The following is a 22,646-nucleotide window of genomic DNA, read 5'->3' on the forward strand; positions in this document are numbered from 1 at the left end:
ACCACACATTAACAGGTGCGCATTAATCCACAAGTGGGGGCGCCGACCCGGACCGGTAGCGGCACACGCGGCCCCTCATCATGCCGCGCCGCCACACCGTCCGGGCCGGTCGACTACACGCCGATGCTGCCGCCCTCGGCCTTCCACACCGCGACCACGGCCGGGCGAGGCTGCGAGGCGCCACCATCCGGCCAGTGCGAGGCGGGCTTGTCCGCCGAGGCCCCGTCGACCTCGCCCGGATGCTGAACGCACACCAGCACCCGCTTCTCGGTGACGACCGGGCCGCAGGTCTCCGCACCCTTCGGCACGGTGAGGAACTGCTTGGTCTCACCGCGCCGCTCGCCCTCGAGAACCACCGAGAACAGCCCGTCGTTGGACTTCAGCGCGTTGCCGTCGGTGGAGATCCACAGATTCCCGTACGGATCGAAGGCCAGATTGTCCGGGCAGGAGATCGGGCTGACCTTCGTCTTGTCGAATCCGCCGAAGTAGGTGTCGGCGGCCTTGGGATCGCCGCAGACCAGCAGCAGCGACCAGGTGAACGCCGTGCCCTTGTGATCGTCGACGATCTCGAGCACCTGCCCGTTCTTGTTCTGATTGCGCGGATTCGCCTCGTCCGCACCGGCTTTGCCCTCGGCGCCGCGATTGCTGTTGTTGGTCAGCGCGACATACACCTTGCCGGTCTTCGGATTCGGTTCGAAGTCCTCGGGGCGGTCCATCTTGGTGGCGCCCACCTTGTCCCCCGCGACGCGCGTGAAGACCGCGACCTCCTCCGCCGTCATCCCCTCGACCAGCGACGTGCCCTTGCCGTCGGCACCGGTCTGCAGGATCGGAATCCATTGGCCCTTACCAGTGAAGCCCTGATCCGAGGGTGCCTTGCCGCTGCCGTCGATCTTGTCCGGATGGTCGCCGGTCAGCTTCGCGACATAAAGCGTGCCCTCGTCGAGGATGGTCATGTTCTGCTTACGGCTCGCCGCGGTATCGCCCTGCTGAATCTTCTTGGCGGACACGAACTTGTACATGTACTCGAAGCGCTCGTCGTCGCCCGAATACGCCACGACCGTCCCGTCCTGGGTGACGTAGATATTGGCCGACTCGTGCTTGAATCGCCCCAGCGCGCTGTGCTTGATCGGCGCCGCGGCCGGATCCCACGGATCCACCTCGACGATGTAGCCGAAGCGGTTGGACTCGTTCGGCTCCTGGGCCACGTCGAAACGCTTGTCGAAACGCTCCCAGTGCCTTGGCATTTCACCCTGACCCGCACCGGGATGGCCGAGTCCGTAACGCTTGCCCCGGTCCTGGGCCACCGGGTCGGCCAGCACCCCGGCGAAGTACTGGTTGAAGTTCTCCTCGCCGGACAGCACCGTGCCCCACGGCGTGAGGCCGCCCGAGCAGTTGTTCAGCGTCCCCAGCACCTTGGCGCCGGACGGATCGGCCGAGGTCTTGGTGAGGCTGCTGCCCGCCGCCGGTCCGGTGAGCGTGAACTCGGTGGTGCCGGTGATGCGGCGGTTGTAGCGGCCCATGACCGGCGTGAGCTTGCCCGCCCCGGGCTCGCCCTTCACTTCGACCACCGAAAGTCCGTGCGCGGCAAGGCAGACCTCGAACTGCTCCCGGACCGGAGCGTCGGGGTTGTAGCCGGTGAACATGTGCGGTTCGGTGGTGTACTCGTGGTTCACCACCAGCAGGTAGGCGTCCTGCTGCCCCTCGATCGGCAGCAGGCCCGCGAAGTCGTTGTTGTATCCGAACTGCTTGGCCTGCGCGGCCGCGGTCTGCGTGCCGAAGTCGAAGGCGGGCGCGTCCGGCAGCACCGGATCGCCCCAGCGGATGACCACCGACTGCTCGTAGCCGCCGGGGACGACCACGGCATCCTCGGTATTGGGCGCCACCGCCGCGAAGTCGGTGCCGGTTCCCGGGCTGGCGGCGGTGTTGGTGGTCGCCTCGTCGTCACCGCAGGCGGCGAGCACCGAGCCCGCGCCCGTCGCGAGCACGACGGCGGCCCCGCCCTTCAACAGGCCGCGCCGCGAGATCGACGCGACGATATCGCCGAAGTACTCACCGGCCGAGGTGTTGGGGACCTCGTGGAAGCACGCGTTTCCACATTTGTAGGCGCACGTCGTCGAGGAGCGCGACGAGCGGCCGTCGTGCGTCACGAACAGAGACAGGGGCTTCAAATTCACAATCGCTCCTCGAATGGGCTGGCGTGCGCACCGTAAACGGATCGTGCGATCCGAAGGAGACGAAAAAGTGAACATCCGACCAATTAGGGCACCCTCAGTCGCCTGGCGCCTGGGCTAGAGCACCTGCGAGAGGAACTGCCGCAGCCGGTCGGTCTCGGCATTGTCGAAGATCCGATCCGGCGCCCCGGACTCGACGATCCGCCCCTGATCCATGAAGACCACGCTGTCGGACACCGACCGCGCGAAGCCCATCTCGTGCGTCACCACGATCATGGTCATGCCGCCGGAGGCCAGATCCGCCATCAGCGCCAGCACGCCCTTCACCAGCTCAGGGTCCAGTGCCGAGGTAGCCTCGTCGAACAGCATCAGCCCGGGCTTCATCGCCAGCGCCCGCGCGATCGCGACGCGCTGCTGCTGGCCGCCGGACAGATTGCCCGGACGGGCGTCCGCGCGGTGTGCCAGACCCACGGTTTCGAGCTGTTCGAGGGCCACCGCCCGCGCCTGCTCCTTCGACAGGCCGCGCAGCTTGCGCGGGCCCAGGGCGACGTTGTCGGCGACGGTCCGGTGCGGGAACAGGTTGAAGTGCTGGAACACCATGCCGATGCGCTGGCGCAGCCGGTCCGGATCCTCGGCGAGCACCGAGGCCCCATCGATCAGCACATCGCCGGAGTCCGGCTCGTGCAGGCGGTTCAGCACACGCAGCAGGGTGGACTTGCCCGACCCGGACGGTCCGATGACGGTCGTGGTCTTGCCCGCGTCGACGTGGATGTCGACGCCGCGCAGGACCTCGTTGCCACCCAGCGTCAGGTGCAGATCCGTGCCGGTGAGCGAGGAACTGCGGGGATTGTCACTCACGCTCCGCGTCCTTCCGTGATGACGGCCTGTTCGACCGGGTCGATCGGCTCCTCGGTGCGCCCGGTGCGCAACCGGCGGTCGATGTAGTTCACCAGGTGCGTGAGCGGGATGGTCAGCACCAGATAGACCAGACCGGCGGCGACCAGCGGGGACAGGTTGCCGGTCTGCGCGTTGAGGTCGCGCCCGACGGCGAACAGCTCCCGCTGCGAGGCGAGCAGCCCCAGGAAGTAGATCAGCGAGGAATCCTTGATCAGCGCGATGAACTGGTTCATCAACGCCGGGAGCACCCGCCGCACGCCCTGCGGGATCACCACGAGCGTCATCGCCTGCCGATACCCGAACCCGATGGCGCGCGCGGCCTCGAGCTGCCCGGCCTCCACCGACTGGATGCCGGACCGGAAGATCTCGCCGATATAGGCGGCGGCCAGCAGCGCCAGCGCGACCGCGCCCAGCCAGTACGGGTTGTTCCCGGTGACGTTCTTGACCACCGGCCCGATGCCCAGGCCGATCAGCAGGATGATCACGACCGCGGGCAGGCCCCGGAAGATGTCGGTGTAAACCCTTGCGGGCCAACGCAACCACCGCGTCCGCGAGATCCCGGCGACCGCCAGGAGCATGCCGATCAGTGTGCCCAACACACCCGAAACCAGCGCCAGGATCAGGGTATTCGGCAGGCCGGTCTTGATCAGGTCCGGAAATGCCTTGCGGTACAGCGACCAATCGAAGAACGTGTCGCGCAGCTGTTCGAGGGTCGACTTCGGCGCGGACTGCTCGGCATCGCCGCTCTGCCGGTGCTCGGCGGCGATCTTGTCGAAGTCCGGCAGCTGCGGCACCGGCGCCGCCTTGGAACCCGGCTTCCATCCCGGCGGGAAGGGCCGCGGCTCCCATTCGGAATAGAGCTTCGCGTAGGTGCCGTCGGCGATGACCGCGTCGAGTCCCGCGTTGAGGGCATCGGTCAGCGGCTGGTTGTTCTTGCGCACCGCCCAGGCGGTGAAATTGTCCAGGCTGAAGGTGTTCTGGACGATCGAGGTCGAATCACCGGGCTTGACCGCACCGGTGGCCTGGGCCGACGGCGCCACCCACGCATCGATCTGGCCGGACTTCAGGTTCGCGTAGGCGGTGTTGTAGTCCGGGAACTTCACCGCATCCAGACGAAGGGTATTGGCGACGTACTCGTCCTGCACGGTGCCCTGCACCACGCCGATCCGGACGCCCGGCCCAAGGTCTGAAAAGCCTTTGAGGGCACTGCCGTTCGGCACCACGAGCGAGAAGTAGCCGAAGTCGTATCCGTTGGTGAACCCGACCAGCTGCCGTCGCGCGTCGGTGGTGGTGATGCTCGACGAGCCCGCGTCGAAGCGCCCGTTGGCCACCTGCGCCAGCAGGCCCGCGAACTCGGTGCCCGAAAACTCCACCTGCAGGCCGAGTTTCGCGCCGATCGCCCGCAGCAGCTCGTTGTCGAACCCGGTGAAGGCGCCCTGGGAGTTCACGCAGATGCTCGGCGGGGCGTCCGACAGCGTGCCGATGCTCAGCTTGCCAGGGGACAGCAGACCGAGTTTGCTGGTGTCGATCCGATCCAGCGGGACGGTGCTCGGGGTGGTGAACCGGTCCGCGCCCGCCTCGGCGCCGGACGCCAGGTTGGTCGGCGCGGCCGAGGCGGATTCGACACCGGGCGGCGCACACAAACCGCTGCCTTCGGACGAATTGCTGCTGTCCGATCCGCAGGCGGCGAGGAACAGCACGCTCAGGGCCGACACCACCGCTATCAGCGCACGGGATCGTGATACGGGCAAACGGGCCATAGGCGGAAACATTAGCCGGAAACCTCACCGATCAGTTGACCACGCCCCAGTGCAGCACCCGCGACGTGCACAGCACCAGGCCCAGTGAGACCGTCGCCACCACGACGAGCCCGACCACGGCCACCGCCAGCGGCCGCCAGCCGGTGCAGCCGAGTTCGCGGAAGTCGGTGTTGAGCCCGACCCCGGCGAAGGTCAGCAGGAACGCCCACTTGGATACGTTGCCCAGGCTGGTCAGTTCGGGTTTGTCGATCCAGTGCGCCGTCGCAAGCGCCGACACCGCCAGAAAGCCGAGCACGAATTTGGGGAACTTCGCCCAGACGAAGGCCGCCTTGGCGCGCAGGCCGGGCGCGAGCGCGTCGGCCTCGCCGCGCGCGGCCCAGTACAGGGCGAAGCCCAGCACCACGAATCCGATCAGCGCGTTGCGGGTCGACTTCACCAGCACCGCCAGCTTTCCGGCGGCATCGGAATAGGCGTAGCCGGTGGCGGTGGTCTCGGCGGTGTTGTCCACCGCGAGCCCCGCCCACAGGCCGAATTCGTGGTCGGACAGGCCGAGTCCGTGCCCGATCGCGGGCAGAGTGAACAGCGCGACCGCGCCCAGCGCGAGGATGGCCGCGATCGCATAGCTCACATCGGAGTCGCGGGCGCGGATGGCGCCGCGCGCGGCCACGATAGCCGATACGCCGCAGATCGAGGTGCCCACGGCCAGCAGCGATCCGAGCTTGCCGGACAGGCCGAGCAGCCGCGCGACGGTGAGGATGATCGCGCCCGCCACGGTCATATCGACCAGGATCAGCACGAAACTGGCGCCGCCCAGCTTCGCGACATCACCGAGCACGAACCGGGAGCCCAGCGCCACGATCCCGACCTTCAGCCAGAATTCGTAGGTGCCGATGCCGGGCTTGAAGATCCGGGGCACGCCAACGGTATTCGCGATTATCAGCCCGAAAATGATGGCCCACAGCACATATTCGATATCGGGGAAGCGCCAGCCCCGGTCGTGGGTCAGGTCGTTCACCCAGACCTGGGCGTACTTGCCGAGCAGGCCGACCGCGATCAGCAGCGCGATGCCCGGCAGATAGGCGAGCGGACCGCGCAGCGCGCCGGATTCCGCTGCCGGGGCGGCGGTTTCGGTGGTCATCGAATCACCACGGAATCTTCGGCAGCACACCGGCGATCGCGAGCAGCACGAACACTCCGGCCACGATCACCGCCCACCAGTCGACGCCGATGCGCTCCCACACCGATCGCCGCGAGCCCGGTTCACTCATCGCCTATTCCCCTCATCGCCGCTGATCGCACGACATGCCGTGCGATCAGCAGCAATGATGAGGCGAGACAGCGCGGTAGGGAAGTGATCGAATCAGCCGGATTCGAGCCCGACCGCCCGAGATTCCCCGTCAGGCGATGCCCGTGACCGACTCCGGGTTGAACTCGTCGCGCCAGCGGATCGCCTCGACGACCTCGTTCAGCTTGTAGTCGGGGCCGCCGGTGCCCACGGTGAAGGTGGTGGCGCCCGCGGCCACCAGCGCCGGCGCCTTGTCCGCGCCCGGCCAGTCCACCGACCGCTCGATATTCGCCGGATCGGTGCCGACATCCGCGCAGTGCTCGGCGAGAATCCGCGACTTGCGTTCCAGCACTTCCAGATCCGCGAAGGTATGCCAGATGTCGCCGTACTCGGCCACCAGCCGCAGCGTCTTCTTCTCGCCGCCGCCGCCGATGAGAATCGGGATATCGCGCACCGGCGGCGGGTTGAGCTTCTTCAGCCGCTCGTCGATGCGCGCCATGTACTCCTTCAGCAGCGCCAGACGCGTTCCGGCCGTACCGAATTCGTATCCGTACTCGTCGTAGTCCTTCTCGAACCACCCCGCGCCGATACCGAGGATCAGGCGGCCGCCGGAGATGTGGTCCACGGTGCGCGCCATATCGGCGAGCAGGTCCGGGTTGCGGTAGCCGCCGCCGGTGACCAGCGCGCCCAACTCCACCCGCTCGGTCTGCTCGGCGATCGCGCCGAGCATGGTCCAGCATTCGAAATGCGCACCGTCGGGATCGCCGTACAGGGGGTAGAAATGGTCCCAGTTGAACACGATGTCCACGCCCGCGTCCTCGGCGCGCAGCACGGCATCGCGGATCAGTCCGTAGTCGGGGGCGTGCTGCGGCTGTAGCTGAACTCCGATGCGAACCGGTCGGGTCATGGCTCCTCCTCGCTGTCGGTCGGCCGTTCCCGAGGCTACTCGCCGCGCGGCCGCCGCGTCCGAACAGACGTATCGCCCACTCGCGGGGCGCGCGGCCAGTAGGATTCCTGCCTGCGGCCCGCCGCACCCACCCTCTACTCGGATCGTCCGGCACGTTCCTGCCGGTGAAGGGATTGATTCGCCATGGCTACGGTCACCTTCGACCACGCGACCCGGCTCTACCCGGGCGCCGCCAAACCCGCCGTCGACCAGTTGAATCTGGAGATCGCCGACGGTGAGTTCCTGGTTCTCGTCGGCCCGTCCGGCTGCGGCAAATCCACCTCGCTGCGCATGCTCGCCGGGCTCGAGGATGTCGACGGCGGCCGCATCCTCATCGGTGACAACGACGTGACCGGCGCCGAGCCCAAGGAACGCGATATCGCGATGGTGTTCCAGAACTACGCGCTCTATCCGCATATGACCGTCGCGGAGAACATGGGCTTCGCGCTGAAGATGGCGAAGGTACCCAAGGCCGAGAAGGAGCAGCGGGTGCGCGAGGCGGCCAAGTTGCTGGACCTCGAGCAGTTCCTCGACCGCAAGCCCAAGCAGCTGTCCGGCGGCCAGCGCCAGCGCGTGGCGATGGGTCGGGCGATCGTGCGCCAGCCGCAGGTGTTCCTGATGGACGAGCCGCTGTCGAACCTGGACGCCAAGCTGCGCGTGCAGACCCGCACCCAGATCGCGCAGTTGCAGCGCCGCCTGGGCACCACCACGGTGTACGTCACCCACGACCAGGTGGAGGCGATGACCATGGGCGATCGGGTGGCGGTGCTGAAAGACGGTGTGCTGCAACAGTGTGCGACCCCGCGCGACCTGTATCGCGATCCGGCGAACCTGTTCGTCGCCGGGTTCATGGGTTCGCCCGCGATGAACCTGTTCACGCTGCCGGTGCGCAACGAGGGCGTCGTGCTGGGCGGCCACACCCTGCCGCTGCCGCGCACGGTCGCCGACGTCATCGACGGCACGGTCGTGGTCGGCATCCGGCCCGAGCACTTCGACATCACCGATACCGGCTCGGGCATCGCCATGGAGGTGGACGTGGTGGAGGAATTGGGCTCCGACGCCTACATCTACGGCCGCACCCTGGGCGAGAACGGCACCTCGGGCACGGGGGAGACCATCGTCGCCCGCGCCGATTGGCGCAACCCTCCGGCGAAGGGCGAAAAGCTCTCCCTCACAGCGACATCCGAGCACATCTACTTCTTCGCTCCGGCTGACGGGCGTCGCCTCAACTGATTCCGACCAAAAGCACGCCGGAAATGAGGGGGGGTGGCGCACGCCTAGGCAGCAGGGGGTTTGGCGCACGCCCAGGGAGCAAGACGATGGCGCATGCCCAGGGATTGGAGGGGTGCACGCCTGGGGTCAGGGTTTGGGGCGGCGCCAGTTCTTGTTGAGGCGGATGCGGAGGTTCTCCAGGGGGACCTCGTTGCCCGCGGCGCTGCGGATCTCGACATGGACCGGCTCACCGGTGGAGTCCTCGACGCGCTCCAGGGGAGCCTCGCTGCCCTGGAGGTATTTGTCGCCCCACTGCCACAGGGCGAAGATGACCGGGAGCAGGTCGCGGCCCTTCTCGGTGAGCACGTATTCGTGTCGGGTGCGCTTGCCCTCCTCCTGATAGGGCTCCTTGCGCAGCAGACCGGCCTCGGTCAGCTTGCGCAGCGCGGCCGCCGCGGCGGCGTCGGTGATGCCCACGCGCGCGGCGAATCCGTCGAAACGCGTGGTGCCGTAGATGGTCTCGCGCAGGATCAGCAGCGCGGACCGCGTCCCGACGACATCGAGCGCCTTGACGATCGAGCAGTGGTCGGGCTTCCACGACCGCAGATCACGCAGCGGTCCTTCCAGCACAGCGGACATGACGTCGATCATAGCAATTCTGACTTGCGACAACTATTGCCAGCTCCTAATCTGGCTATAGGAAGCCTTAGTTAGAAGGCCGCGAGGCAGCGGCGCTCGGAAGGAACCGCCATGAGAGACGCAGTGATCGTCGAGGCCGTGCGCACCCCGATCGGCAAGGGCAAGGCGAACGGGGCCCTGCACCCGGTCCACCCGGTCGACCTGCTGGCACACAGCCTGCGCGAGGTGGTGCGGCGCAGCGGCATCGATCGGGAGCTGATCGACGACGTGATCGGCGGCGTGGTCACCCAGGTCGGCGAACAGGCCGCCAATGTGACCCGCCGGGCGGCCCTGGCCGCGGGATACCCGGAATCGGTGCCCGCGACCACGGTCGACCGCCAGTGCGGCAGCAGTCAGCAGGCCATCCACTTCGCGGCGCAGGGCGTGATCGCGGGCGCGTACGATGTCGTCGTCGCGAGCGGCCTGGAGTCCATGAGCCGAATTCCGATGGGCGCCAACCTGGTCGGCGCCACCGACCTCGAGGGTATCGCCTTCCGCGAACGCTATCCGGAAAACCTTGTCCCGCAGGGCATCAGCGCCGAGCTGATCGCGGCCCGCTGGGGCATCAGCCGTACCGCCATGGACGAGTTCTCCCTCGGCAGCCACGAAAAGGCCGCGCGGGCAACCAAGAACGGCTCGTTCGAATCGCAGCTCGCGCCGATCGGCGGCCTGACCGCCGACGAGGGCATCCGGATCGGCAGCACCCTGGACACGCTGGCCGGACTGCGCCCGGCCTACTACAGCGAGGAGTATGCCGCCCGATTCCCGGAGATCGGCTGGAATGTGACCGCCGCCAACGCCAGCCAGATCAACGACGGCAGCGCCGCCGTTCTGATCATGACCAGCGAGAAGGCCCGACAACTCGGCCTCACCCCGCTCGCGCGGCTGCACAGCTTCGCCGTCGCGGGCGACGATCCGCTACTCATGCTGACGGCGGTCATTCCCGCGACACGAAAAGTATTGCAGCGAGCGGGTTTACAGCTGGACGACATCGACATGATCGAGATCAACGAGGCCTTCGCCTCCGTGGTGCTGGCGTGGCAGCGCGAGACCGGCGCCGATCTCTCCCGGGTCAATGTCCACGGCGGGGCTATCGCGCTGGGCCATCCGCTGGGCGCATCCGGTGCGCGGCTGGCCACCACCCTGGTGCACGCCATGGCCGAGCGCGGCGCCCGCTACGGCCTGCAAACCATGTGCGAGGCAGGCGGTCTGGCCAACGCCACCCTCTACGAGCGGCTGTGAACAGGGCGTTTCCGCAGTGTCCGCCGGGGTCAATAAGAGATCGCGACCATCGCAACGACGAAACCGACCAACCAGGCCTCGGCGATCAAGGCGAAGGCGAACAGCGCGTAGGGCAAGGCAGGTCGGCGATCCAGGATCGCCTCGACAACCCGGGAACCGGAAAATACCAGCGCCCCGGCGATACCAACCCACGCCACGATGTAGGCCAGGGGCAGGTACCGCGCCGACCCGCGCGTGCGCTGCTCGGCCATCAGGTCGTAGGGCAGGCCGTAACGCGCTACCGCCCAACCCAATCCGCACATGCAGGCGTAGACGAACAGGGTCGCACCGAAGTCCCGACCGCGCAGCGGCGGCTTGGATTCCGGCCAAAGCTCCATACTCCAAGTGAACCACCGATCAGGGCACGACCTGCTCGGCCAGTGTGAGACCGACGGCGAAGGTGAGCGGTATCAGCACCAGCGCGAGGCCGGGCCAGATCCACATCTGCCATCGCCTGACCGCCGCCACGATCATCATGGCCAGCCCGCCGCCGAGGGCCACGGCGGTCCCGCCCCAGGAGACGAAGATCCCCCACATGGCGAGTTCCTCGCGGCACCCCGACTCGTACCCGCACGGGTCGGTGGCCATGGCGAAGAACGGGGTGATCGACGCGGCGAACATGCCCGCGAGCGCGGCGAGCAGGTACAACACGATGGCGATGACCAGATCCCAGTCTCGCCCGCGTCCGAATCCGCAGAACTACTCACCCGGCCGCGATCGTTAGGCTGGCGGCGTGAGCGAGCTTGCGAGCCCGGAATCCGCCCTCGTCTACGCGGTACCGCTGCGCACGCGCTTCCGCGGCATCACGGTCCGCGAGGGTGTGCTGCTCGAGGGACCGCTCGGCTGGGGCGAGTTCTGCCCGTTTCCCGAATACGATGACCGCGAGGCCGCGGGCTGGCTCGCCACCGCGGTCGAGCAGATCACCGCCGGATGGCCGGAGCCGGTGCGCGACCGGATTCCGGTCAATTGCACCGTGCCCGCGGTCGGCCCCGAGCGTGCGTACGAGATCGTATCCGGATCCGGTTGCCGCACAGCGAAAGTGAAGGTGGCCGACCATCCGGAGTCGCTGCCGGAGGACCTGGAGCGCGTGGCCGCGGTGCGCGATGCGCTCGGTCCCGGCGGCGCGATCCGAGTGGACGCCAACGCGGTGTGGGATGTCGATACCGCGGTGGCGAACATCAAGCGGATCGACGGCGCCGCAGGCGGTCTGGAATACGTCGAGCAACCCTGCCGCACCATCGACGAGTTGGCCGCGGTCCGACGCCGGGTCGACGTCCGCATCGCCGCCGACGAATCCATCCGCCGCGCCGAGGATCCCCTGCGCGTGGCCGTGGCCGGCGCCGCCGATGTGGCCGTGCTGAAATGCACCCCGCTCGGCGGCGTGCGCAGAGCGCTGCGGGTGGCCGACGCCGCGGGCCTGCCCTGCGTGGTCTCCTCCGCGCTGGAAACCAGCATTGGCCTGTCCGCCCAGCTCGCTCTCGCGGGCGCGCTCCCCGAACTCGACTTCGCGTGCGGGTTGGGCACCGTACGGCTGTTCGAGGGCGACGTGGTCGCCGATTCCCTGACACCCGTCGACGGCTTCCTCCCCGTGCCCCGCACACCGCCGCGGCCGGATCCCGAACTGCTGCAACGGTTCCGGCATCCGGACCCGGAACGGACCCGCTGGTGGCGCGACCGCCTCGCCCGCGTCCGCGAACTCCTCGACTGAGGCCCGGCCTCAGCACCAGGACGCTTGCGGGCGGCAGACCGCCCAGCCGGTTCCGTCCGCGTTGGGCACTTCGGTCCAGGTCGAGGTGTTCGGTTCGGTGCCGAGGGCGCGCTGCGGGACGTCGGGGGCGGTGCGGCGCTGCTGGCGGTATTCGCGGCGGTTGTCTCGGATCTCGGCCTGGCGCAACGGATTCGATTCCTTGTGGTGGTAGCCGCGGGGATCGATGTGGCGCCAGCCGGTGGTGTCGCGATTGGCGGCGGCGCCGCGGTCGGAGGACTGGTTCGCGCGGCCCCCGGTGTCCGCACCGGCGGACCCGGCGGCGAGTCCGACGCCCGCCACCGTGGCCCCCGTGACCAGAAGCAGCGCGGCCGTTCGCGACATCCACCGTCGCCGTTCTGGAAGTACACGTCGCATTTCGGCTCCTTTGCCTGTTTGCTGTCGTGCGCTCTGGTCACCGATCCGACAGAGCCCATCTACGTAGTTGAATAGTACGTAACAAAATAGTACGTACTTTGACCGTAGATAGCCGGTAGATGTGGCCCAGGCCATAGGGCCGGGCGAACCTCAGCCGAAGCGGACGCCGCAGCCCGACATGGTGCTGCGCAGCAACAGCGCGGCCTCCGGGCCGATCACGCCGTCGACGAGTTCCACATAGCGGGTACAGAATTCGGGGCCGTGCGGGGCCAGCTCGGCGCCCACCGGCTCGAGATGGTGGGCGATCTCGTGCAGGATCACCAATTCCCGCAGGGCCCAAGCCGTTCCGCCGCGGTGCAGCGGGACGGCGAGCACGGCGCCCTCGGATTCGTAATGGGCCGCGGTGGTTCCGGTGCGAGCGCGGACCACGAGCGGAGTGAGCGCCCGGTCCCACCGCGCGCGGACCCAGTTCAGGGCGAGCACCCGATCGGCATACGCCTGCACCGAATCCACCGAGGCGAACCGCCGCTCGATCGGGAGCGTGATCTGCGAGCCGTGCAGTTCGACCGTGCGCACCCCGTGCTCGTCGACCCGCTCGAACATCCGCCGCACCAGCCCCTCGGCGTCATAGACCCGCGCCCGCTGCCCATCCCGCACGCTCATCGCACAACCCCTACCCGCCGGAAACCGCTACGCCGCCCGCACCCCTGCTTGCCGCGTCACGCGTCGCGAGGGTTGAGTTGCCCACGCGCCGCGCCGAGTTCGGGCGAGTTACCCAGCCGCGCCGCCCGCCCCGCGCGATCACCCGCGCGCCGCGCGGCGGCCGAGTACCCGGCCGACTCCTGCGGTCCGCGCCAGGTGCCGCGCGCCTCCGAGGTGCGGGTGTAGAAGTCGCGCAACTCGACTTCCTTGTCGCGCAGTGCGAGTGCGGTGCCGGTGGCGGTCGGTTCGGCCCGCACCTCCGCCTCCACGTCGGCCCGCACCTCGGCGAGGCGCTTGCCGACCCGGGCGGCGAATGCCATCTGGAAATTCAGCCGGGCCGTCACCGCTGCGACAGGGGCCTGAACGCGCCGCTGCACCGTTCGGCCCCAGCGCTTCTCGACGACGATCTTGTCCACCAGGGCCGACTTGTACCGGCCGGACTTGATGTACTGGTCCGACGCCCGCACCATCTGCACCAGCAGACTGGTGTAGAGCGCCTCGCAGGTGGCGATGTCGGTATCGAAGCCGTAGGCGTAAACCTGGGTCGACGACCGCGCCACATCGCAGCGCACATCGTTGGCGGCCGCGATCGCCACGAACAGCTGTACGTAGGTGCGCAGCCCGCGCTTGCCTGCCTCGCCGATCGGAATGACCTTCTGCGTCGGCGTCTTCCGGCGCTCGCGCCCGGCGACGTGGGCGCGGGCCACCGTGAGATCGATCGACGAACGGGTCGCCAAGCGCTGGGCGGCGGCGAGAAATGCCTCGGCCTCGTGCTCGTTGTCGGTCGACTCGGCCTGGCGCAGCAGGCCGCCGATGCGAGTGAGCAGTTTGTCCTGAGTCAGCTGGGTCGACATCGCGGCCCAGGATACGAGAACCGACCGACACATTCCCCAGCGAACAATGTATCTTGCCTTGTGCAACCGGCTGAGTGTGCTGGCGCTCACGAGTACGCGTCGCTGGCGCTCGGCGTCTCGTGCGTCGGAGCGCGGCGTCGATGGTTCGCTCGCGAGCTCGCTCACGTCTCGACCCTGGAGTATCGATGGCTTTGAACAAGGTGTCGTCACGACGCTCGTCCCTGGTGTCTCGCGCCGCGTTGGCCGCATTGTCGACGGCGCTGCTGACCGCGGGTCTCACCAGCGCGTGTTCGAGCGGCGACGGAAACGGCGCCACCTCCCAGAACCTGAGCGGGCGCGGCCCGATCACATACGTGGAGGGTAAGGACACCACCGAATCCGGTGCGGTCAAGCAGCTCATCGAGCGCTGGAACGCCGCCCACCCGGACGAGAAGGTGACCTTCAAGGAGCAGTCCAACGACGCCTCCCAGCAGTACGACGACCTGGCCCAGCACATGCGGGCCAAGCAGCCCGACTACGACGTGATGGCGCTGGACGTCCCGTGGACCGCCGAGTTCGCCGCCAAGGGCTGGATCCAGCCGCTCGAGGATTCCTTCGCCGTCGACACCTCCACCCTGCTGTCGCCGACCGTCGCCAGCGCCACCTACAAGGGCACCCTGTACGCGGCGCCGCGCAACACCAACGGCGGCCTGCTGTACTACCGCAAGGACCTGGTCCCCAACCCGCCGCGGACGTGGTCGGAGCTGCTGGCTCGGTGCGACGCCGCGCGCGACCTCCAGATCGGCTGCTACGCCGGGCAATTCGCGCCCTACGAGGGCCTGACCGTGAACACCGCCGAGGTGATCAACGGCTTCGGCGGCACCTTCGTCGGCCCCGACGGCAAGACGCCGACCGTCAACAGCCCGCAGGCGCGGGCCGGGCTGCAGGTGCTCGTCGACGCGTACAAGAACGGGAACATCCCGAAGGAGGCCATCTCCTTCAAGGAGCCCGAGAGCCAGAACGCCTTCGCCCAGGGCAAGCTGATGTTCCTGCGCACCTGGCCGAACTTCTACGGCGTGGCCAATGCCGACTCGTCGGTGGTGAAGGGCAACTTCGGCGTCGCGCCGCTGCCCGGCAAGGACGGCATCGGCGCCTCCACCCTCGGTGGTTACAACGCCGCCATCAGCTCCTTCTCCAAGAACAAGGCCACCGCGCTGGACTTCCTGCGGTTCATGATCAGCGAGGACGCCCAGCGCATCGTCGCCGAGGGCGCGTTCCCCCCGGTGCGGCAGTCGATGTACGACGACCCGGCGCTGATCGCGAAGTTCCCGTACCTGCCCGCGCTGAAGGATTCGATCGCCAGCGCGGTACCGCGGCCGGTCACGCCCTACTATCCTGCGGTGTCGAAAGCCATCCAGGACAACGCTTATGCTGCGCTGACCGGAACGAAATCCGTCGATGACGCGATTACCGGCATGCAGAAGGGCATCCAAGCCGCCGGCTCGTAAGCGGCGGTGAACACAGACCGAGCCAGTCCCGTAGGAGAGAAGAACGTGTCAGATCCTTCGGGAGCGACCGACCTCGCGCCGCCCGCCGCACCGGCGGATCCGCCCCCGGTCCGGGCGGCCCGGCCCCGGGGCATCCTGCAGGGTCCGGCCCGCGCCTGGCTGTTCGTCGCGCCCGTGCTGGTGGCGTTGGCCGTCATCATCGGCTACCCGGTGGTGCGGGCGCTGTGGATGTCGTTCCAGAAGGACTCCGGCCTCAACGAGGCCACCGGCATGTTCGAAGAGGGCGGCTTCGCCGGGTTCGACAACTACACGCACTGGCTGCTGCAGCAGTGCACCATTCCGGGCGGCGGCCTGGAGGCCTGCCCGACGGGAAACCTGGGCTCGACATTCTGGGCCGCCATCGGCATCACGCTGCTGTTCACGGTCGTGACCGTCACGCTCGAGGCGACCATCGGACTCGGGATGGCCGTGGTGATGGGCAAGACGTTCCGCGGCCGCGCGCTGCTGCGGGCGGCGGTGCTGATCCCGTGGGCCATCCCCACCGCGGTCACCGCCCGGCTGTGGGAGTTCATGTTCCAGTACGACGGCGTGGTGAACCGGGTGCTGGGCACCCACATCCTGTGGCAGACCGACCCGATGTGGTCGCGGTTCGCGGTGATCATCGCCGATGTCTGGAAGACCACGCCGTTCATGGCGCTGTTGATTCTGGCCGGGCTGCAGGTGATTCCGGCGGACGTGTACGAGGCGGCCCGCGTCGACGGCGCCTCGGCCTGGCAGCGGTTCGTCCACATCACACTGCCGCTGCTGAAGCCCGCGCTGCTCGTAGCGGTGCTGTTCCGCACCATGGACGCGCTGCGGCTGTACGACCTGCCCGCGATCATGACGCAGGGCAACCCGGCGACGCGGACCATCTCCATCCTGGTGGTCGACCAGGTGCGGCAGGGCCAGAACAGTGCCGCGGCGCTGTCGGTGATCACCTTCCTGCTGATATTCGCGGTCGCCTTCGTGCTGGTGAAGGTGCTGGGCGCCAACGCCGTCGCGACCCAGGAAGAGCAGCGGAGGGCGCACTGATGACCACGACCGTGACCGAGCCCGCCACCACCCCCGTGACCGCCCGCGTGCCGTGGCAGAAGCGATTCGGCTCGGCGCGCGTGTACCTCGGCGCGCTGATCGTGCTGGTGTGGGGGCTGGGGCCGTTCTACTGGATGGTGGTCACCGCCTTCCGCGACCCGGCCTACACCTTCGACAACACCCCGTGGCCGACCCACCTCACGCTGGAGAACTTCCACAACGCCTTCGACACCACCCGCGGCAACGACTTCGGGCGCGCGGTGACCAACAGCGTCGTCATCGGGCTGTTCACCGCGGTGGTCGCGCTGCTGATCGGCATGTTCGCCGCCTATGCGCTGGCGCGGCTCACCTTCAAGGGCAAGACGCTGGTCGCCGGGCTGGTGCTGAGCGCGTCGATGTTCCCGGTGGTGGTGCTGGTGACGCCGCTGTTCCAGCTGTTCACCAATATCGGCTGGATCGGGCAGTACCAGGCGATGATCATCCCGAACATCTCGTTCGTGCTGCCGCTGACCGTCTACATCCTGGCCTCGTTCTTCGCGGACCTGCCGTGGGAGCTGGAGGAGGCCGCGCGCATCGACGGGGCCAGCCGCTTCCAGGCGTTCCGGCTGGTGATGCTGCCGCTGGCCGCGCCGGCCGTGTTCACCACCGCCATCCTGGCCTTCATCGCCGCGGTCAACGAGTACCTGCTGGCGCGGCTGCTGTCCGCCGACGCCACCGAACCGGTGACCGTGGCGATCGCGCGGTTCTCCGGCAACGATCCGCTGGTGCAGCCGTACGCGGCGATCATGGCCGCGGGGACCATCGTCACGGTGCCGCTGGTCATCATGGTGCTGATCTTCCAGCGCCGGATTATCTCGGGCCTGACCGCGGGCGGCGTCAAGAGCTAGATTCGGCGGCGCAAGTCTTTCCGAGCGTGTCGAACGACCCAGTAGTGTGGGGTTTCGATTCCTGGTCTGGTGGTAGTTCGATCTTTGTTCATGCAGGTGTTCGTGCAGTTCGACATCTCGGGAGATGATCGTGGGCTCGATCCGCAAGCGGCGGCGCGACAGCGGTAACGTCGCGCCGTATCCGTCGGTCGCCGGATGGAACGAGCCGCCCAGTGTCACCGCGCGGCGCCAGCGCATCCAGCACGGCGGCCGCCCGCACCGGCGGGTGCCGCCGCCGAATCGCACCGGGCCGCAGTCCCGTCCGCCGCGCACCCGGGCGCAGCGCGTGCGGCGGCTGCTGCTGGCGCTGTTCCTGATCTTCGTGGTGCTGCCGGCGCTGCTGGTGACGCTGGCGTACTGGAGCGCCGAGATCCCCGATCCGACGGCGGTGCAGAGCAAGCAGATCGCGACCATCACCGCCTCCGACGGCTCCACGGTATTGTCGAAAGTGGTTCCGCCGGAAGGTAATCGGACACCCGTGCCGCTGTCGGACGTGCCCGTCGGGGTGCGCGATGCGATGCTGTCCGCCGAGGATCGCAACTTCTACACCAACCCCGGCTACTCGACCTCGGCGTTCCTGCGCGCGGCCCGCGACAACGTGCTGGGCCACGATGACGCGGGCGGCGGCTCCACCATCACCCAGCAGTACGTCAAGAACGCCTTCCTCAGCTCCGAGCGCACCCTCTCGCGCAAGATGCGCGAGCTGATCATCTCCGCGAAGATGGCGCGGCAGTGGAGCAAGGACGACATCCTGGCGGCCTATTTCAACACCATCTACTACGGCCGCGGCGCCTACGGGATCGCCGCGGCGGCCAAGGCCTACTTCGACAAGCCGGTGCCGCAGCTGACCCTGGCCGAGGGCGCGGTGCTCGCCTCGGTGGTGCGCACACCGTCGATCCTGGATCCGGAAACCCATCTGGAACAGCTGAAAACGCGCTGGAACTACGTCCTCGACGGCATGGTCGAGATGGGCGTGCTGCCGAGGGTCGAGCGTGCCGCGGTGCAGTTCCCGGCCATCGCGCCGATCACCGCGGCGGCCGACGATTCCTCGCGCGGCGCGTCGGGCCTCATCCGGGCACAGGTACTGCGCGAACTCCGCGCCGCCGGGGTGAGCGAGCAGGACATCAACACCGGGGCTCTGCAGGTCGTGACGACCATCGACGCCCGCGCGCAGCAGGCCGCGCTGGACGCTGTGCACAACCGCCTGGGCTCGCAGCCACCCGAGTTGCGAGGCGCGGTGGTGTCGATCGACCCGCGCTCGGGTGCGGTGCGGGCCTACTACGGCGGCGAGGACGGCGCCGGTTTCGATTTCGCACAGGCCCCCTTACAGACCGGGTCCGCGTTCAAGACCTTCGCCGTGGTCGCCGCATTGCAGCAGGGCATCCCGCTGTCGTACTCGCTCGACAGCTCACCGCTCACGGTGAACGGGCAGAAGGTCACCAACGTCGAGGGCGAATCCTGCGGAACCTGTTCCCTCGCAGAGGCATACAAGCGCTCGCTGAACACCAGCTTCTACCGGCTCACCAACACGGTCGGGCCCAAGGCCGTCGCCGACGCCGCCCACATGGCCGGAATCCCCGAGCAGATTCCCGGCGTCCCCGGCAAGACGCTCACCGAGAACGGCGACCTGCCGACGCCGTCGATCGTCCTCGGCGTGTACTCGGTGCGGCCGATCGATATGGCCTCCGCCTACGCCACCATCGCCGCATCGGGCGTGTACCACCAGCCGTATTTCGTGCAGCGCGTCGTGACCGGCGACGGCCGCGTGCTGCTCGACCGCGGCGCCCCGGACGCAGGACAGCCGCCGCCCGGACAGCAGCGCATCGCGCGGCACGTCGCAGACGGCACCGTGCAGGCCATGCTCCCGATCGCCGCGTATTCGAACGGGCACGGCTTGGCGGGCCGCCCGTCGGCCGCCAAGACGGGCACCACCCAACTCGGCGACACCGGGGAGAACAAGGACGCCTGGATGATCGGCTTCACCCCCTCGCTGTCGACGGCGGTGTGGATCGGCACCGAACAGTCCCAGCCGATAAACACCACGCGGGGCGCGCCCATCTACGGGTCGGGCCTCCCGGCGGACATCTGGAAGCAGACCATGGACGGAGCGCTGGCCGACACCCCGGTCGAGCAGTTCCCGGCGCCCGAATCGGGCGCCTCGATGGGGCCGATATTCGGCGGTCCGCCGCCGACGCAGGGGCAGGGTGGTCCGTTCGATGTGCTCGCTCCGCCGTCGACCTCGCCGCCGGAGCAGGTGGTGATCATCCCGCCTCCGCCGCCGGAACCGCCGAAACAGGTCGAGATCTTCCCCGGGTTGAGCATCCCCGTACCGGGCTGAACACCCCGGGAGCCGGGCGATCGGTTGTGACAAAACGAATCCTCGTTGTGCGACCGTCGCTCTGCGACCGCCGATAGGGTGGAGTCGGGCGAAACGCCCGGTGCAGGCGGATCGGCCCGGATGATCACGGACGGATCGGAACGGTTCCGAATGGGCCGATACCGGAGACGGGTGGCAGGATGCGGGAGGATGTGCGCACACGAGGAACCGGCGAGGGTTCCGTCATACGGCACGAGACATAGGGGCGACACCGGTGGATTTCAATGTCGTTGACCGCCACGAGACGCTGGTGGCGGGGACGGTGCTACGGAGCCCGGCGCTGGCGGTCGAGGGACCGCGCCGGTTGAAGGTGGAGGAGGCCTGGAAGCGCAATCTCGCGCGCAAACTCCCCGGGCCCCCGGCGACCGCGTACGTGGACCACGCGCCGGAGATCGGGTCGTATCTGACCCATATCGTCGGATATCGCTGCGAGAGCCTGGACGATCTGCAGCCCGGCGATGTGCTGGCGCGGGTGCCCGGGGGCCGGTTCGCCCGCTTCATCCGCACCGGGGACAACCTCGGCGACACCATCGTGTCGCTCTGGCGGGCGGTCTGGGATCTCGAGGCGGCCGGCGCCCTGGTCCGCGCCTATACCGGCGATTTCGAGCACTATCCGGATTCCGAGACGGTCGAGGTGTTCGTCGCCCTGACCGAAGACGCCACCCTCGGCGAAGGCAACAGGTAGGGGCACAACCGTGGACTTCGAGATTGTCACGCTGGACGAGAGCCTGGTCGCGGGCCTGACGATACCGCTCGCGGGGCGGGAGGTGACCGCCCGCGACCTGGACCTGGTGAACTTCACCTGGGACCGCTACCTGGCCCGGGAGAAGAACGCGTCCCGGGTGGCGGCCTATATCGGACAGAACGACCACGCGGTCGCGGTGCTGGGCTATGCGCTCGACACCCTGGACCAGCTGGACGTCGGCGATGTAACGACCCGCATCCCGGCCGGGCGCTACGCCCGCTTCGTCGTCTCCGACAAGCCCTACGACCTGCTGCGCACCGCCTGGGCGAAGGTCTCCAAGGCCGAGGCCGCGGGCACCATCACCCGCTCCCACCGCGCGGAGGTCGAGCGCTACACGGGCCCGACCTCCGTCGAGGTCTACGTCTCCCTGGACTGAAGTCCCGTCGTGCTGGGCGCTATTACGCCCCGATGATGAACGCCTCGAGCTGGGTCCGCGCGACATCGTCGGCCAGCTGCTTCGGCGGGGACTTCATCAGGTAGGCCGAGGCCGGGAGGATCGGCCCGCCCACGCCGCGGTCCTTGGCGATCTTGGCCGCGCGGATCGCGTCGATGATGATGCCCGCCGAGTTCGGCGAGTCCCACACCTCGAGCTTGTACTCCAGGTTCAGCGGCACGTCGCCGAAGGCGCGGCCCTCCAGCCGCACGTAGGCCCACTTGCGGTCGTCGAGCCAGCCGACGTGGTCGGACGGGCCGATGTGCACGTCGCCCGCGCCCAGTTCCTTCTTCAGGTTGCTGGTGACGGCCTGGGTCTTGGAGATCTTCTTGGACTCCAGCCGCTCGCGCTCGAGCATGTTCTTGAAGTCCATGTTGCCGCCGACGTTGAGCTGCATGGTGCGGTCCAACTGCACCCCGCGGTCCTCGAACAGCTTGGCCATCACGCGGTGGGTGATGGTGGCGCCCACCTGGCTCTTGATGTCGTCGCCGACGATCGCGACACCGGCGTCGGCGAACTTCTTCGCCCACTCCGGATCCGAGGCGATGAACACCGGCAACGCGTTCACGAATGCGACACCGGCGTCGATGGCGCACTGCGCGTAGAACTTGTCGGCGTCCTCGGAGCCCACGGGCAGGTAGGACACCAGCACGTCGACGTTCGCGTCCTGCAGCGCCTGCACGACGTCGACCGGTTCGGTCTCGGACAGCTCGATGGTCTCCGCGTAGTACTTGCCGATGCCGTCCAGCGTCGGGCCGCGCTGCACGGTGACCCCGCTCGGCGGCACGTCGGAGATCTTGATGGTGTTGTTCTCGCTCGCGAAGATCGCATCCGACAGTTCGAAGCCGACCTTCTTGGCGTCGACGTCGAACGCGGCGACGAACTTCACATCGCGAACGTGGTAGGGACCGAACTTGACGTGCATGAGGCCGGGTACGGTCGCGTTCTCGTCCGCGTCCTTGTAGTACTGCACGCCCTGGACCAGCGAGGACGCGCAGTTGCCCACACCCACGATGGCCACGCGAATCTCGCCGCCGTGCTCAGCCTTGTTGACATCACTCATGGCCGGTTTTTCCCTCTTTCTGTGGTGCCGCCTTCATTGACTGCTCCGCTGCAATCAACTCGTTGAGCCAGCGCACTTCGCGCTCGCTTGATTCCAGACCGAGCTGGTGGAGCTGGCGGGTGTAGCGATCCAGGGTCCCGCTGGCCCGTTTGATCGCCTCCCGCAGTCCCTCTCGGCGCTCCTCGACCTGTCGCCGCCTGCCCTCGAGAATCCGCATCCGCGCCTCGGCGGGAGTGCGGCTGAAGAAGGCGAGGTGAACGCCGAAGCCGTCGTCGGTGTAGTTCTGCGGGCCGGTGTCGGCGAGCAGTTCACCGAACCGCTCCCACCCGGCCTCGGTCAGCTGATAAACCCTGCGCGCCCGTCGCGTGACCGCCCCCGCCGGGCTCTCCTCCGCGATCAACCCGTCGGCCTGCATGCGTCGCAGGGTCGGGTAGAGCGATCCGTAGGAGAAGGCGCGGAACGGTCCCAGCAGACCCGTCAGCCGCTTACGCAGCTCGTAGCCGTGCATGGGCGCCTCCAGGAGCAGCCCGAGAATCGCCAGCTCGAGCACGGGCCTCACCTCCTGACTGTCATGTGCAGACCTAACCGCTAGATGCGATGACAAACTATATCGCGCCGATACATCCGACAACACCC

At 68.1% G+C, this 22,646-nt stretch carries 23 protein-coding genes; 9 read left to right on the top strand and 14 right to left on the bottom strand.

All coding sequences use genetic code 11. The features are described 5' to 3' along the window. Positions 1–113: 113 nt before the first annotated feature. The 6 genes from ACYVLQ_RS00505 to ACYVLQ_RS00530 all read right to left on the bottom strand — a co-directional run bounded on the left by ACYVLQ_RS00505 (position 114) and on the right by ACYVLQ_RS00530 (position 7,020). Positions 114–2,174, bottom strand: a complete 2,061-nt coding sequence (locus ACYVLQ_RS00505; protein WP_460695335.1) for a PhoX family protein — start codon at positions 2,172–2,174, stop codon at positions 114–116. Positions 2,175–2,288: 114 nt separating this feature from the next. Further along, the gene (locus ACYVLQ_RS00510) at positions 2,289–3,029 is read right to left on the bottom strand and encodes an amino acid ABC transporter ATP-binding protein (RefSeq protein WP_460695336.1); all 741 of its coding nucleotides are present in this window, start codon (positions 3,027–3,029) and stop codon (positions 2,289–2,291) included. Beyond that, complete coding sequence (locus ACYVLQ_RS00515; protein WP_460695337.1) at positions 3,026–4,828, bottom strand: ABC transporter substrate-binding protein/permease; 1,803 nt, start codon at positions 4,826–4,828, stop codon at positions 3,026–3,028. Before ACYVLQ_RS00515 ends, ACYVLQ_RS00510 begins: the two co-directional genes overlap by 4 nt. A 31-nt stretch (positions 4,829–4,859) precedes the next feature. Beyond that, the gene (locus tag ACYVLQ_RS00520) at positions 4,860–5,966 is read right to left on the bottom strand and encodes a YeiH family protein (protein WP_460695338.1); all 1,107 of its coding nucleotides are present in this window, start codon (positions 5,964–5,966) and stop codon (positions 4,860–4,862) included. A 4-nt stretch (positions 5,967–5,970) separates the two neighbouring features. Beyond that, positions 5,971–6,096: a hypothetical protein gene (locus ACYVLQ_RS00525; protein ID WP_460695339.1), complete on the bottom strand. Its 126-nt coding sequence runs from the start codon at positions 6,094–6,096 to the stop codon at positions 5,971–5,973. Between the two features lie 129 nt (positions 6,097–6,225). Then, positions 6,226–7,020, bottom strand: coding sequence for an LLM class F420-dependent oxidoreductase (locus tag ACYVLQ_RS00530; protein ID WP_460695340.1), 795 nt, complete (start codon positions 7,018–7,020; stop codon positions 6,226–6,228). 183 nt (positions 7,021–7,203) lie between these two features. Here ACYVLQ_RS00530 and ACYVLQ_RS00535 point away from each other — a divergent pair, with 183 nt between their 5' ends. Beyond that, positions 7,204–8,292: an ABC transporter ATP-binding protein gene (locus tag ACYVLQ_RS00535; RefSeq protein WP_460695341.1), complete on the top strand. Its 1,089-nt coding sequence runs from the start codon at positions 7,204–7,206 to the stop codon at positions 8,290–8,292. A 126-nt stretch (positions 8,293–8,418) separates the two neighbouring features. Here ACYVLQ_RS00535 and ACYVLQ_RS00540 read toward each other — a convergent pair whose 3' ends face one another. Continuing rightward, a complete protein-coding gene (locus ACYVLQ_RS00540; protein ID WP_460695342.1) occupies positions 8,419–8,910 on the bottom strand; it encodes a winged helix-turn-helix transcriptional regulator in 492 nt (163 codons plus the stop codon). A 111-nt stretch (positions 8,911–9,021) separates the two neighbouring features. On the opposite strand from ACYVLQ_RS00540, the gene ACYVLQ_RS00545 reads away from it, so the two are divergent. Beyond that, on the top strand, positions 9,022–10,191 hold the full coding sequence (locus ACYVLQ_RS00545) for a thiolase family protein (RefSeq protein ID WP_460695343.1): 1,170 nt from the start codon (positions 9,022–9,024) through the stop codon (positions 10,189–10,191). A 29-nt stretch (positions 10,192–10,220) separates the two neighbouring features. Here the strand turns inward: ACYVLQ_RS00545 and ACYVLQ_RS00550 are convergent, their stop codons facing one another. Together ACYVLQ_RS00550 and ACYVLQ_RS00555 are read right to left on the bottom strand one after the other, a co-directional pair. After that, a complete protein-coding gene (locus ACYVLQ_RS00550) occupies positions 10,221–10,568 on the bottom strand; it encodes a hypothetical protein (RefSeq protein ID WP_460695344.1) in 348 nt (115 codons plus the stop codon). A 19-nt stretch (positions 10,569–10,587) separates the two neighbouring features. Beyond that, on the bottom strand, positions 10,588–10,881 hold the full coding sequence (locus ACYVLQ_RS00555) for a hypothetical protein (protein WP_460695345.1): 294 nt from the start codon (positions 10,879–10,881) through the stop codon (positions 10,588–10,590). Positions 10,882–10,963: 82 nt separating this feature from the next. Here ACYVLQ_RS00555 and ACYVLQ_RS00560 point away from each other — a divergent pair, with 82 nt between their 5' ends. After that, positions 10,964–11,938, top strand: a complete 975-nt coding sequence (locus ACYVLQ_RS00560; protein WP_460695346.1) for an o-succinylbenzoate synthase — start codon at positions 10,964–10,966, stop codon at positions 11,936–11,938. A gap of 9 nt (positions 11,939–11,947) precedes the next feature. On the opposite strand, the gene ACYVLQ_RS00565 is transcribed toward ACYVLQ_RS00560, so the two are convergent. The 3 genes from ACYVLQ_RS00565 to ACYVLQ_RS00575 form a co-directional block, all read right to left on the bottom strand. Continuing rightward, positions 11,948–12,352: a hypothetical protein gene (locus tag ACYVLQ_RS00565; RefSeq protein ID WP_460695347.1), complete on the bottom strand. Its 405-nt coding sequence runs from the start codon at positions 12,350–12,352 to the stop codon at positions 11,948–11,950. A 150-nt stretch (positions 12,353–12,502) separates the two neighbouring features. Further along, complete coding sequence (locus tag ACYVLQ_RS00570) at positions 12,503–13,015, bottom strand: TIGR04338 family metallohydrolase (RefSeq protein WP_460695348.1); 513 nt, start codon at positions 13,013–13,015, stop codon at positions 12,503–12,505. Positions 13,016–13,071: 56 nt separating this feature from the next. Next, entirely contained in the window at positions 13,072–13,896 is an 825-nt protein-coding gene (locus tag ACYVLQ_RS00575; RefSeq protein ID WP_460695368.1) for a DUF2786 domain-containing protein, read from the bottom strand. 197 nt (positions 13,897–14,093) lie between these two features. On the opposite strand from ACYVLQ_RS00575, the gene ACYVLQ_RS00580 reads away from it, so the two are divergent. The 6 genes from ACYVLQ_RS00580 to ACYVLQ_RS00605 all read left to right on the top strand — a co-directional run bounded on the left by ACYVLQ_RS00580 (position 14,094) and on the right by ACYVLQ_RS00605 (position 20,890). Continuing rightward, entirely contained in the window at positions 14,094–15,395 is a 1,302-nt protein-coding gene (locus ACYVLQ_RS00580) for an ABC transporter substrate-binding protein (RefSeq protein ID WP_460695349.1), read from the top strand. A gap of 45 nt (positions 15,396–15,440) precedes the next feature. Continuing rightward, positions 15,441–16,466, top strand: a complete 1,026-nt coding sequence (locus ACYVLQ_RS00585; RefSeq protein ID WP_460695350.1) for a carbohydrate ABC transporter permease — start codon at positions 15,441–15,443, stop codon at positions 16,464–16,466. Next, positions 16,466–17,353, top strand: coding sequence for a carbohydrate ABC transporter permease (locus ACYVLQ_RS00590; RefSeq protein WP_460695351.1), 888 nt, complete (start codon positions 16,466–16,468; stop codon positions 17,351–17,353). The genes ACYVLQ_RS00585 and ACYVLQ_RS00590 overlap by 1 nt, the downstream gene beginning before the upstream one ends. 124 nt (positions 17,354–17,477) lie before the next feature. Next, the gene (locus ACYVLQ_RS00595) at positions 17,478–19,730 is read left to right on the top strand and encodes a transglycosylase domain-containing protein (RefSeq protein ID WP_460695352.1); all 2,253 of its coding nucleotides are present in this window, start codon (positions 17,478–17,480) and stop codon (positions 19,728–19,730) included. 253 nt (positions 19,731–19,983) lie between these two features. Continuing rightward, positions 19,984–20,454 (top strand): GyrI-like domain-containing protein, encoded by a 471-nt coding sequence (locus ACYVLQ_RS00600; protein WP_460695353.1) that lies wholly within the window; start codon positions 19,984–19,986, stop codon positions 20,452–20,454. Between the two features lie 10 nt (positions 20,455–20,464). Further along, positions 20,465–20,890, top strand: coding sequence for a GyrI-like domain-containing protein (locus ACYVLQ_RS00605; protein ID WP_460695354.1), 426 nt, complete (start codon positions 20,465–20,467; stop codon positions 20,888–20,890). 22 nt (positions 20,891–20,912) lie between these two features. On the opposite strand, the gene ACYVLQ_RS00610 is transcribed toward ACYVLQ_RS00605, so the two are convergent. Both ACYVLQ_RS00610 and ACYVLQ_RS00615 read right to left on the bottom strand, forming a co-directional pair. Beyond that, on the bottom strand, positions 20,913–22,010 hold the full coding sequence (locus tag ACYVLQ_RS00610) for an inositol-3-phosphate synthase (protein WP_460695355.1): 1,098 nt from the start codon (positions 22,008–22,010) through the stop codon (positions 20,913–20,915). Next, complete coding sequence (locus tag ACYVLQ_RS00615) at positions 22,003–22,560, bottom strand: PadR family transcriptional regulator (protein WP_068026300.1); 558 nt, start codon at positions 22,558–22,560, stop codon at positions 22,003–22,005. The genes ACYVLQ_RS00610 and ACYVLQ_RS00615 overlap by 8 nt, the downstream gene beginning before the upstream one ends. Positions 22,561–22,646: the final 86 nt, after the last annotated feature.

This window comes from Nocardia thraciensis (assembly GCF_054782435.1).

What these genes read in the sequence shown, in the direction of transcription:
- ACYVLQ_RS00570 (WP_460695348.1), bottom strand. Translation starts at nt 13,015, where the DNA reads ATGAGCGTGCGGGATGGGCAGCGGGCGCGGGTCTATGACGCCGAGGGG.
- ACYVLQ_RS00590 (WP_460695351.1), top strand. Translation starts at nt 16,466, where the DNA reads ATGACCACGACCGTGACCGAGCCCGCCACCACCCCCGTGACCGCCCGC.
- ACYVLQ_RS00525 (WP_460695339.1), bottom strand. Translation starts at nt 6,096, where the DNA reads ATGAGTGAACCGGGCTCGCGGCGATCGGTGTGGGAGCGCATCGGCGTC.
- ACYVLQ_RS00565 (WP_460695347.1), bottom strand. Translation starts at nt 12,352, where the DNA reads ATGCGACGTGTACTTCCAGAACGGCGACGGTGGATGTCGCGAACGGCC.
- ACYVLQ_RS00535 (WP_460695341.1), top strand. Translation starts at nt 7,204, where the DNA reads ATGGCTACGGTCACCTTCGACCACGCGACCCGGCTCTACCCGGGCGCC.
- ACYVLQ_RS00595 (WP_460695352.1), top strand. Translation starts at nt 17,478, where the DNA reads ATGATCGTGGGCTCGATCCGCAAGCGGCGGCGCGACAGCGGTAACGTC.
- ACYVLQ_RS00515 (WP_460695337.1), bottom strand. Translation starts at nt 4,828, where the DNA reads ATGGCCCGTTTGCCCGTATCACGATCCCGTGCGCTGATAGCGGTGGTG.
- ACYVLQ_RS00520 (WP_460695338.1), bottom strand. Translation starts at nt 5,966, where the DNA reads ATGACCACCGAAACCGCCGCCCCGGCAGCGGAATCCGGCGCGCTGCGC.
- ACYVLQ_RS00550 (WP_460695344.1), bottom strand. Translation starts at nt 10,568, where the DNA reads ATGGAGCTTTGGCCGGAATCCAAGCCGCCGCTGCGCGGTCGGGACTTC.
- ACYVLQ_RS00545 (WP_460695343.1), top strand. Translation starts at nt 9,022, where the DNA reads ATGAGAGACGCAGTGATCGTCGAGGCCGTGCGCACCCCGATCGGCAAG.
- ACYVLQ_RS00610 (WP_460695355.1), bottom strand. Translation starts at nt 22,010, where the DNA reads ATGAGTGATGTCAACAAGGCTGAGCACGGCGGCGAGATTCGCGTGGCC.
- ACYVLQ_RS00580 (WP_460695349.1), top strand. Translation starts at nt 14,094, where the DNA reads ATGGCTTTGAACAAGGTGTCGTCACGACGCTCGTCCCTGGTGTCTCGC.
- ACYVLQ_RS00540 (WP_460695342.1), bottom strand. Translation starts at nt 8,910, where the DNA reads ATGTCCGCTGTGCTGGAAGGACCGCTGCGTGATCTGCGGTCGTGGAAG.
- ACYVLQ_RS00530 (WP_460695340.1), bottom strand. Translation starts at nt 7,020, where the DNA reads ATGACCCGACCGGTTCGCATCGGAGTTCAGCTACAGCCGCAGCACGCC.